Here is a 7257-nt window from a genome sequence, read left to right on the forward strand (position 1 = left end):
CACGGCGGCCCCGCCCGCGTCCTCCGGCCGCCCCTCGCCGCGCGAGCGGTGGGCCCGGCGGCAGCCCGCGGCCGGGGCCGCCGTGATGGCCACCGGGATCGTCTCCATCGGCCTGCATCTGACCGGACACCAGGTGCTCTCCCGCGTCGCCCTGGTGATGACGGCCGTCGCCTGGGCGGCGCTGGCGGCGGACTTCGCCGCCCGGCTGGTGCTGGAGCGCCGACGGTGGCTGGCCCACGCGAGGACCCCGGGAGCGCCGGCCGCCGTGGCCGCGACGACGGTCCTCGGCGCCCGCGTCTCCGATCTCGGCCGACAGCCCGAGGCCGAGGCGCTGCTGGCGCTGGCGGCGGTCCTGTGGCCCGTGCTGCTCGCGCTCGTCGTACCGCGCTGGCGGCGCGGCATGCCCGGCTCGGTGTTCCTGTGCTGCGTGGCCACCCAGGGCCTCGCCGTGCTGGGCGCGGCCCTCGCGCGGGAGGAGGGGGCGGCCTGGCTCGCGCACACCGCGCTCGTGCTGTTCTGGCTCGGCCTCGCGCTCTACTGCGCCGCCCTGCCGCTGTTCGACCCGCGGCAGCTGACCGAGGGCGGCGGGGACCAGTGGGTGGCGGGCGGCGCGCTCGCCGTCTCGGCGCTCGCGGGAACGGAACTGCTCACGGCCGAGCGCGGCGGACTGTACCTGTGGAACGCCGACGACGCGGGCGTCCTGCGCTCGGTGACCGTCGGCCTGCTGGTGCTCGATCTGGCCTGGTACGCCGTCCTGCTGACCGCCGAGGCGCTCCGGCCACGGCCGCACTACGACGTCCGGCGCTGGGCGACCGTGTTCCCGATGGGCATGACGGCGGCGGCGACCCTGTCCGTGGCCGACGTCGTGGACGTCCCGTGGCTCGAGGGGCCGGGCGAGGCGCTGCTGTGGGTCGCGGTGGCGGCATGGCTGGCCGTCGCCGCGGCCGCCGCCGTGCGCGGCGGCGCGGTGGTCAGGTCCAGAGGACCGCGATGAAGACGTTCGCCACGGTCAGCAGTCCGACCAGGCCGAAGAGGGGCTTCTCCACCCGCTCGTCGTCGCGCTTCACGTAGACCAGGCCGAGGATCACGATCAGCAGCGCCAGCTTCACGCCGATCTTGACGTTGTCGACGGGCTGGTCGTCGGCCTGGTTGAGGCCGACCAGGATCACGCCGGTGACCAGCATCGTGGCCGCGCCGTGCAGCATCGCGGGGACGAAGCGGGCGGCGTCCCGGCCCATCGCCTTCAGCTGCGTGAGGAAGCCGCCCAGGAGCGCGGCGATGCCGATGATGTGCAGGCCGACGAAGAGATGGATGAGTACGTCCATGCAGCGGATGCTATGCAGCGCCCCGCCCCGGCCCGACACCGCCCCACGACCGGGACGAAGGCGACGACCGCGACGGCCCTGACGACCCGGGAGACCCTGGCGGTCGGGGCGACCGGGGTGGTCGGGGCGGCCGGGGTGGCCGGGGCGGCCGGGGTGGCCGGAGCGACCCGGGCGGCCGCGTGCATATATGCGCCATAGCACCTCACCGCCACGTCATGCCCACCGAATCACCGCTTCGGTCAGCGCGGCGTGCGAACCCGGCGTGCCGGGTCCGGAGAGTCGGCCACATCCGGTCAGCCGACAGTCCGCTCACGTCACTTCCGCACATCGCGTTACCCGACCGACACCTTCGGGCCTAGCGTCCTCCCCCAGGTGACCGGCTCCCCACCGCCGCCCGGGCCAGGGGCGGCAGTCGGCCACCACCGCCGAGAGGTCCGGCGGCGCCCTCGCTCCCCCGTGCGCGGCGTCGCCGGACCCGTCGACCACTGCGGGGCCGTCCGTCCGCTCCCCCGACGGCCCCGTGGTTCGACCGAGGCGGTCGTACGAAAGGACGTGCAGTCCCAGTGGCAGCGCACCGCAAGCCCCGACAGCGCTCGCTCGGCGGCCATACGGCCCGCACCGCGTTCACCCTCGCCCTCGCGGGCGTGGCGACGGCGACGGCCTTCGACGGCACCGGTCAGGCCGAGCCGAACCTGTCTCCGGCCGAGGTCAGGGCGAAGGTGGCCAAGCTGTACCAGGAGGCGGAGGAAGCCACCGAGAAGTACAACGGCGCGCAGGAGAAGGCGACCGCGGCCGAACAGCGGCTGGCGGCCATGCGCGACGAGGCGGCGCGCAAGGAGGAGAAGCTCAACACCGCGCGCGAGGCGCTCGGTTCGATGGCCGCGGCCCAGTACCGCAGCAGCGGGCTCGACCCCGCCGTGCAACTCGCGCTCTCCGACGATCCCGATCACTACCTCGACGGGGCCGCCTTCGCCGAGCGGGCCGGGGACCGCCAGGCGGCCGCCGTCACGCGGGTGCGCCGGCAACTGCGGGAGATCGAGCAGCTGCGCGGCGCCGCCCGCGTCGAACTGACCTCGCTCAAGGCCCGCCGGGCGGAGTTGCGGACCCAGAAGACGGCCATCACCGCCAAACTGGACGCCGCCCGCCGGTTGCTGTCCCGGCTGACGGCCCCCGAGCGGGCCCGGATCGCCGAGGCGGGCGGCGCGACGGGCGAGGGCGCCACGCGGGCCTCACGCACCTCGACGAACGGGCGCGCCGAGCTCCCCCCGCCCGCCTCGACCGGCGCCGAGGCGCCCAACGCCCGCGCGGCGGCGGCCGTCGCCTACGCCTACTCCAAGCTCGGCAGCCCGTACGTGTGGGGCGCGACCGGGCCGAACGCCTTCGACTGCTCCGGGCTCGTCCTCGCCTCCTACCGCTCCGCCGGGGTCTCCCTCCCCCGCACCACGTACGCCCAGATCGGCGCGGGGCAGCGCGTCTCCCGCTCCGAACTCCGCCCGGGCGACCTGGTGTTCTTCTACTCGGGGATCAGTCACGTCGGTCTCTACATCGGCGACGGCCAGATGATCCACGCCCCGAACCCCTCGGCCCCCGTACGCGTCGCGCCGATCGACCAGATGCCGTTCGCGGGGGCGACGCGGGTGGTGTGAGAGGGCCGACGCGCCGCCGTCACACCAGCCGTCGCGCCGTCGCCCAGCGGGTGAGCTCGTGCCGGTTGGACAGCTGGAGCTTGCGCAGCACCGCCGAGACGTGCGACTCGACCGTCTTGACGGAGATGAACAGCTGCTTGGCGATCTCCTTGTAGGCGTAACCGCGGGCGATGAGCCGCAGCACCTCGCGCTCGCGCTGGGTGAGGCGGTCGAGGTCCTCGTCGACCGGCGGGGCGTCGGTGGAGGCGAAGGCGTCGAGGACGAAGCCGGCGAGGCGCGGCGAGAAGACCGCGTCCCCCTCCTGGACCCGGAAGATCGAGTCCACCAGGTCGGTCCCCGTGATCGTCTTGGTGACGTAGCCCCGGGCCCCGCCGCGGATGACCCCGATCACGTCCTCCGCCGCGTCCGACACGGACAGCGCCAGGAAACGCACCGGCTGCTCGGCGTCGGCCATCAGCGGGGCGCAGCGGCGCAGCACCTCGACTCCCCCGCCGCCCGGCAGGTGGACGTCGAGGAGGACCACCTCGGGCCGGGTCGCGGTGATGACGGTGACCGCCTGGTCGACGTCCGCCGCCTCGCCGACGACCTCGACGCCGGTCTGCTCGGTCCGGCCGATCTCGGCCTGCACACCCGTGCGGAACATGCGGTGGTCGTCGACGAGGACCACCCGCACCCGGCGCCCGCCCGCCCCGCCCCCGGAGGTCCGCGCCGGCTGCCCGGCCTCCCCTGCCTCCGCCGTGCCGCTCATGTCGTTCGTGTCGGTCGGGTCGCTCATGACGTCTTCTCCGCCCTCTCCATCTCCAGCTCGATCTCCGTGCCGCCGTCCGGGACCGCCCGCAGCCGCGCCGTGCCCCCGTGGCGCTCCATGCGGCCGATGATCGATTCTCTGACGCCCATGCGGTCGGCGGGTATCGAGTCGAGGTCGAAGCCGGGGCCGCGGTCGCGGACGGACACGAAGACCGTCCTGCCCTCGACTTCGGCGTAGACCTGCACCGCACCGCCGTCGCCACCGTACTTGGCCGCGTTCACCATCGCCTCGCGCGCGGCCTGCATCTGCGCCCCGACCCGTTCGTCGAGGGGGCAGTCCCCGACCACCACCACCTCGATGGGCACACCGTGCTTGTCCTCCACCTCGGCGGCGCTGCGGCGCACCGCGTCGGCGACCGTGGTCGGCTCGTCGGCCTCGTCCTTGCCGGTGCCCTCGGGCTTGTAGAGCCAGGTGCGCAGGTCGCGCTCCTGGGCGCGGGCGAGGCGGCGCACCTCGCCCGCGTTCTCCGCGTTGCGCTGGATCAGGGTCAGGGTGTGCAGCACCGAGTCGTGGACGTGGGCGGCGACCTCCGCCCGCTCCTGAGCGCGGATGCGCATCAGCCGTTCCTCGGAGAGGTCCTGGGTCATCCTGACCAGGTAGGGCCCCGCGAGGAGCGTGATGCCGACGATGACGGCGAGGGCCGCCTGAAGCACGGAGCCGAGGTGGGCGGTGGAGCCCTGCAACACGAAGGTGCCGGAGACGCCGGCCGTGACCAGCAGGACACCGGCGCCCGCCCGCAGGAGCGTGAGGGTGCGGCGCTTGCGGCCGACCTCGACCCAGCGGGCCCGGCGCGCGTTGTCCGCCTGACGCCAGACGAGGGCGACGCCCGCGCCGACGAGGACGGCGGGCACGAGATAGGCCTTGGCGCCGCTGCCCAGGTTCACGTTGGTGACGAAGACCGTGGCGACCACGACCATGAGGAGCAGGGCGACGATCTGGCCCTTGTCGGGCTTGCGGGCCACGAGTCTGCGGCGGCCGTCGGGCGCGGTCTCGGTGGCGACGAGCGCCGGCGGCTTCTGGTCTCCGACGCCGCCGACGCCGAGCGGCACGAAGAACCAGAAGGCCGCGTAGAGCAGGGCGCCGAGGCCGTCCGCCATGAACAGGCCCGCGAAGACGAGCCGCACCCAGACGACGGGCAGGCCGAGATGCCCGGCGAGCCCCCGCGCCACACCACCCAGCCAGCGTCCGTCACTGCTGCGGTAGAGCTTGCGCGGCGGCCGCGGTTCGACGAGTGGCGCTGCTGCGGCTTCCGGCATGCCAACGATGGTCACACGGGCCGCGGGCCCGGGCATCAGGGTTCGCCCCCGAGACGTCCCTGATCTTCGGGGCGCGGGCCCGCCGCACGCGTCCCCGGCCGCGGATCAGGGCCGATATCAGGGTCCGACCAGGGTTGTTCCGGCTGCCACGAGGGCGGTCGGCCCGCCACCATGGAGTCATGACAGATCACCAGCACGCCGCGGACGCCGTGCCCGACGGGGGCGCCGCGTCCGACGCGGCCGCCCCGTCCTCCGGCGCCCCGGGCGCCGCCGGTGAGCCGCCTCGCGCGCACGGGGAGCAGGGGCATGACGAGCGGGGGCACGGGGAGCCGGGAGCCCGTGGAGAGGACGGCATGACGGCGGCCGAGGCGGCGGCCGCGGCCGCGACGGCGGCCGCCCACGCCGGTGCAGGTGCCGGCGCCCACGCAGGCGCCGGCGCCGGACGGGGTGCGGGCGGCGCGGCGGGTTCCGGGCTGCCGTCGAGGTTCCGACGGGACCGCGAGCACAAGATGCTCGCGGGGGTGTGCGCGGGTCTCGGGCGGCAGTGCGACATGGACCCGGTGATCTTCCGGATCACGCTCGCCGTGCTCTCCGCGACCGGCGGCCTCGGCCTGATCTTCTACGGTTTCGCCTGGCTGTTCGTGCCCTACGCCGACGACGGGCAGAACGAGGTGCGCAAGCTCCTGACCGGCCGGGTCGACGGCCAGGCCCTCACGGCCGTGCTGTTCTCGCTGGTCGGATGCGGGGTGTTCCTGTCGATGCTGAGCAACGGCAGCGTGCTCACGTTCGCCGTCGTCGTCTCCCTGCTTCTCGCGGGCGCGGGGTACTGGTCGCGGCACCGCGACTCCTTCGACCCCGACCCGCTGGCCGCGCAGGCCGTGGCCGACGCCCCGCCGGAGGCCCAGGCGCCGCCCGTGCCGGCCGCCTACCCCTCTTGGTGGCGCGACCCCATAGTCAAGGACGGCACCCACGACGGCGGCACCGGCTACCTGTGGGGCCCGACCGACTCCCGCGGCCGCGACTTCATGGCGAACGTCGACGTCCAGCTCACCGGCCACCGCCGCCACGAGGACATACGCACCCCGCGCGAGGCGTACACCCGGCCGTCGGGCCCGCGGTGGATCGGCGGCTGGCTGTTCCTGCTCGCCCTGCTCGCGGGCAGCCTGGTCACCAGGCTCAGCTGGGACGGGCACCCGCTGGGCACCAGCCTCCAGGCGGGCCTGGCAGCCGCGCTGGTCGTGCTCGGGGCGGGCATCGCGCTCAGTTCGTTCCTGGGGCGCACGGGCGCGGGGTCGGTGTTCCTGGCGATCGTCACGGCGGGTCTGCTCGCCGGCACGGCCGCGCTCCCGAAGAACATCGGCACCCACTGGACCGACACGACCTGGCGGCCCACGACGGTGGCGGAGGTGCGCACGCACTACGACCTGGGCGCGGGCGACGGCACGCTGGACCTGTCCCGGCTGGACCTGGCGAAGGGGCAGACGGTCAGCGCCGACGCCGAGGTGGGAGCGGGGCGGCTGAAGGTGGTCGTGCCGCGGGACGCGACCGTGAAGGTGAGGATCGACGTGGGGCTGGGCGACGTCCAGCTGCCCGGCGACGACGAGAAGGACGTGGACGTGGAGCCGGGAAAGCACAAGGAGGTCACCCTGCGGCCCGCCTCCGGGCAGGCGGACGGGGGCACCGTCGATCTGGACCTGCGGGTCGGAGTGGGACAGGCGGAGGTGGCCCGTGCTGCGTCATGAGTTCCGGCCCGGCCGCCTGGTCGCCGGCGCCGCCTTCGTCCTCGCGGGCGTCGTCTTCGCGGGCGACGCGGGCGGTCTGTGGCAGGCGCAGTGGTTCGTGGTGATCCCGATCGTCCTGGCCGGCCTGTGCCTGGCGGGGGTGGCCGGAGCGGTGGCCCGGGGCGTGCGCAGAAGACGGGGGCCGTCCGGCCGAACGGCCCCTACCGGCACGACGACGACGCCGTGACCGGCCCCTACGGGCCCCGAACAGCCCGGAAAAGCCCGACACCCGACCAACCCCACCAGCACGACCGCCACTCCGTGGCCGAGCAGGTCCGGCCCGCCCACAGCGGGCCCGACCACAGCGGGCCCGACCACAGCGGCCGGACCACGCCGCCGCGGCCGGCCGGAACCTGCCCGCCCGGCGGCTAGGGCGTGTTTCGAAAGTAGCGTCGTCCGCCCGGAGGGCGGGCCCGGCGGCGTCTGGTGCGTGCGATCGCA

Annotated in this window: 7 protein-coding genes; 4 read left to right on the plus strand and 3 right to left on the minus strand. The window is 74.8% G+C overall.

Annotated elements, in window-relative coordinates:
* A partial coding sequence (locus KMS84_RS36960) for a tellurite resistance/C4-dicarboxylate transporter family protein (RefSeq protein WP_285894428.1) occupies nucleotides 1–994 on the plus strand: 994 nt, incomplete at its 5' end.
* Here KMS84_RS36960 and KMS84_RS36965 read toward each other — a convergent pair.
* Entirely contained in the window at nucleotides 972–1325 is a 354-nt protein-coding gene (locus tag KMS84_RS36965) for a hypothetical protein (protein WP_256920931.1), read from the minus strand. The genes KMS84_RS36960 and KMS84_RS36965 overlap by 23 nt on opposite strands.
* 563 nt (nucleotides 1326–1888) lie before the next feature.
* Between KMS84_RS36965 and KMS84_RS36970 the strand changes: the two genes are divergently transcribed.
* Complete coding sequence (locus tag KMS84_RS36970) at nucleotides 1889–2971, plus strand: C40 family peptidase (RefSeq protein ID WP_256920932.1); 1083 nt, start codon at nucleotides 1889–1891, stop codon at nucleotides 2969–2971.
* A 19-nt stretch (nucleotides 2972–2990) separates the two neighbouring features.
* Here KMS84_RS36970 and KMS84_RS36975 read toward each other — a convergent pair whose 3' ends face one another.
* Together KMS84_RS36975 and KMS84_RS36980 are read right to left on the minus strand one after the other, a co-directional pair.
* Nucleotides 2991–3746, minus strand: a complete 756-nt coding sequence (locus KMS84_RS36975; protein WP_256920933.1) for a LuxR C-terminal-related transcriptional regulator — start codon at nucleotides 3744–3746, stop codon at nucleotides 2991–2993.
* Nucleotides 3743–5071 (minus strand): ATP-binding protein, encoded by a 1329-nt coding sequence (locus KMS84_RS36980; protein ID WP_438819029.1) that lies wholly within the window; start codon nucleotides 5069–5071, stop codon nucleotides 3743–3745. Before KMS84_RS36980 ends, KMS84_RS36975 begins: the two co-directional genes overlap by 4 nt.
* Nucleotides 5072–5214: 143 nt before the next feature.
* Here KMS84_RS36980 and KMS84_RS36985 point away from each other — a divergent pair, with 143 nt between their 5' ends.
* Nucleotides 5215–6777: a PspC domain-containing protein gene (locus KMS84_RS36985; protein WP_256920935.1), complete on the plus strand. Its 1563-nt coding sequence runs from the start codon at nucleotides 5215–5217 to the stop codon at nucleotides 6775–6777.
* Nucleotides 6764–7003 (plus strand): hypothetical protein, encoded by a 240-nt coding sequence (locus KMS84_RS36990; protein ID WP_256920936.1) that lies wholly within the window; start codon nucleotides 6764–6766, stop codon nucleotides 7001–7003. Before KMS84_RS36985 ends, KMS84_RS36990 begins: the two co-directional genes overlap by 14 nt.
* Nucleotides 7004–7257 lie beyond the last annotated feature (254 nt).

The organism is Streptomyces hilarionis (assembly GCF_024539675.1).
In the GTDB taxonomy this organism is placed as follows: domain Bacteria; phylum Actinomycetota; class Actinomycetes; order Streptomycetales; family Streptomycetaceae; genus Streptomyces; species Streptomyces hilarionis.